This is a genomic window from Streptomyces sp., assembly GCF_035563135.1.
Lineage (GTDB): Bacteria > Actinomycetota > Actinomycetes > Streptomycetales > Streptomycetaceae > Streptomyces.
Window position 1 is genome coordinate 1 of sequence record NZ_DATMVN010000048.1, and the last position, 2502, is coordinate 2502.

Genomic DNA, 2502 nt, shown 5'->3' on the forward strand with positions numbered 1-2502 from the left:
CGCCGAAGGCCGGTACGGACGCTGAGCGCCTCCTGCGCACACAGCCGTTCCGGTCCACCACTACGACCATCACCGCGCCGCGCCCCTGAGGCGGCAGCGCCGCTGGGCAACGCGCTGCGGATCGAGAGATCCGGGCGGCAGGGAGCAGGTGAGGCGCGGTTCCCGTGGCGCCGCCCGCCGCGCGCCTAGACTTCCGTGGCTTGCCCGGAGCGACCGGAGGCCTCCACCGCGGAGGCCGGACCGCCGGGTGCCTCGACGAGACCACCAGAGCAGGAGGACGCCGTGCGGATCCTGTCCGTGGTGACGCTCGGCAGCGCCTCCGGGCGCTTCGGTGGTCCCTTCGAGACCGCCGTGCACCAAGCGCAGATCCTGGCCTCGCAGGGGCATTCCGTGCGTCTCATGTTCGGAACCGAGCGGGGCGACGAACCCGTGGTGGAACCGGCTCCGAGCCTGACCGCCGTGCCGGTACCGGTCCGCCCCCTCACCCGCCGGTGGCCGTTCTCCTCCCTGTTCTCCCGGGGACTCCTCAGCCAGGCGTGGCGACGGGCGGGTGCAGCGGACGTCGTGCACGTGGCCATGGCACGCGACCTCGTTCCAGTCGTCGCGGCCATCGCCGCACTCCTCCGCCGCCGCCGGCTCGTCCTGCAGCCGCACGGGATGCTCACGACCACCTCGTCGGGTGCCGGGCCGGCGGACGCGCCGGTCGGCCTCCTGCTCCGCAGCGCCCACCGACTGATCGCGCTCACCGACCGCGAGGCGCACGAACTCGTCATCCGCTATCGCGTCGACGCGGACAGGGTGACGGTGCTGGGCAACCCCGTCGACCCGCAGGCGGCGCTGCAGGAGCGGACCCCTGGGCACCGGCTCGAGGCGCTCTTCGTCGCCCGGTTGCACCCACGCAAGCGACCGGAGGACTTCGTGGCCGCGGCCCGCACGGCCCACGACGCCGGCTGGGCAGAGCGGTACGTCCTCCTCGGTCCGGACGGCGGCATGCTCGACCGTCTCCGGCCCGACATCGAGGCCACCGCGAACCTGGAGTACGCGGGCTCCGTTCCCGGTACGGCCGTCGCCGCACGCGTCGCGCGCACCGGGGTGTTCGTCCTGTGCTCCGACGCAGAACCGTGGGGGAACGTACTGGTGGCGGCGCTGGCCATGGGAGTTCCCTGCATCGTCACCGCCTCGTCCGCCCTCGCCGACCGCCTGGCCGCGGCGGGTGCCGCGGTGGTGGTCCCCGACCGGGACGCCGCAGCCCTCGCCGCCGCCGTCCACGATGTGCTCGGCTCCGCCGGCCTCCGGGACGACCTGGCCCGAGGTGGTCGCCGATTCGTCGCCGACCACCTGTCGCCGTCCCGTCAGGCCGAGACCCTGCTCGCGGCCTACACACGCTGACGTGCGGCCCGGCCACCTCTGCGCCGCAGGACGTGCCCGATGACCTCCAGCTCCGCGGCGAAGGCCCGGCGCAGCACCGCCACGGCCGACGCGGTCACGAGCACGCCGGCCCCCCCGGCCAGCAGCAACGTCACCAGCGCGACCCCCCAGGGGCGGGCCAGCTCGGCGACCGCGTACACCGCGCCGAAGACCACGAGCCCGACGGGCAGGTACTTCAGCGCGTAGAGCCGGAGCACCATGCCGACCAGCCCCTCGGCGACCCGCCCGGAGAAGTGCAGCATGACCACGAAGTGCGCCACGATCGCTGCCGACGCCCCGATCGCGACCCCGTCGATGCCCCAGCGCGAGCCGATGAGGCAGCCGATGACCACCTCCGCGGCGTACAGCCACTGCCGCCACGCGCCGCGGTAGACGGCGCCCGTCGCCCGGGTCAGCGAGCCGCTGATCTTGTACGACGCTCGCGGCACCAGCACAAGCGCAAACACCTGCAGCGGCAGTACGACCGCCGCCCAGCCGTCCCCGAGCAGCACCCTGACCACCTCGGGCGCGAGCACGAACAGGATCGCGCTCATCGGCACACCCACCAGGGCGACCAGCGAGCTGGCGCGCAGGAACGCCGTCCGGAGCCGGTCACCGTCGTCCTGCACCTTCGACATGGCGGGGAAGAGGACCTTGTCGACAGCGCCCCCGATCAGGTTGGCCGGCTGGGCGAGCAGCTGGTAAGCCCGGCCGTAGATGCCGAGCGCGTACGTGCCGAGCAGGTTCGCCGTGATCACGTTGTCGGCGTTGAGCGCCGTCCAGTTGCCGAGCTGCGAGAGCGAGTAGCCGCTGCCGAACATGAGGAGGGGTCGGACCTCGCGCCCCATCGCGCCGATGCCGAGCGGTCGCAGGGCAGGACGAGCCATGACGGCGTATCCCACAGCGGTGATCGCGGCGCTGGCCACGGCTCCCCACACGATGGACCACGCCCCGAAGCCCAGGGCGGCGAGCAGGACGCTCACTCCCATGGCCCCTGGGCCGGCCGCGAGGACGTCGACGACGGACATGGCCCGGAACTGCAGCCGGCGCTGCAGGAGCCCGGTCGGCACGGCCGCCAGCCCGGCCAGCGGCAGC

2 protein-coding genes are annotated in these 2502 nt (G+C 73.6%); one reads left to right on the top strand and one right to left on the bottom strand.

From position 1 onward, the window contains the following. Positions 1-282: 282 nt before the first annotated feature. A complete protein-coding gene (locus VN520_RS02170) occupies positions 283-1389 on the top strand; it encodes a glycosyltransferase family 4 protein (RefSeq protein WP_325745104.1) in 1107 nt (368 codons plus the stop codon). Here VN520_RS02170 and VN520_RS02175 read toward each other — a convergent pair. Beyond that, a partial coding sequence (locus VN520_RS02175) for an oligosaccharide flippase family protein (RefSeq protein ID WP_325745105.1) occupies positions 1377-2502 on the bottom strand: 1126 nt, incomplete at its 5' end. The genes VN520_RS02170 and VN520_RS02175 overlap by 13 nt on opposite strands.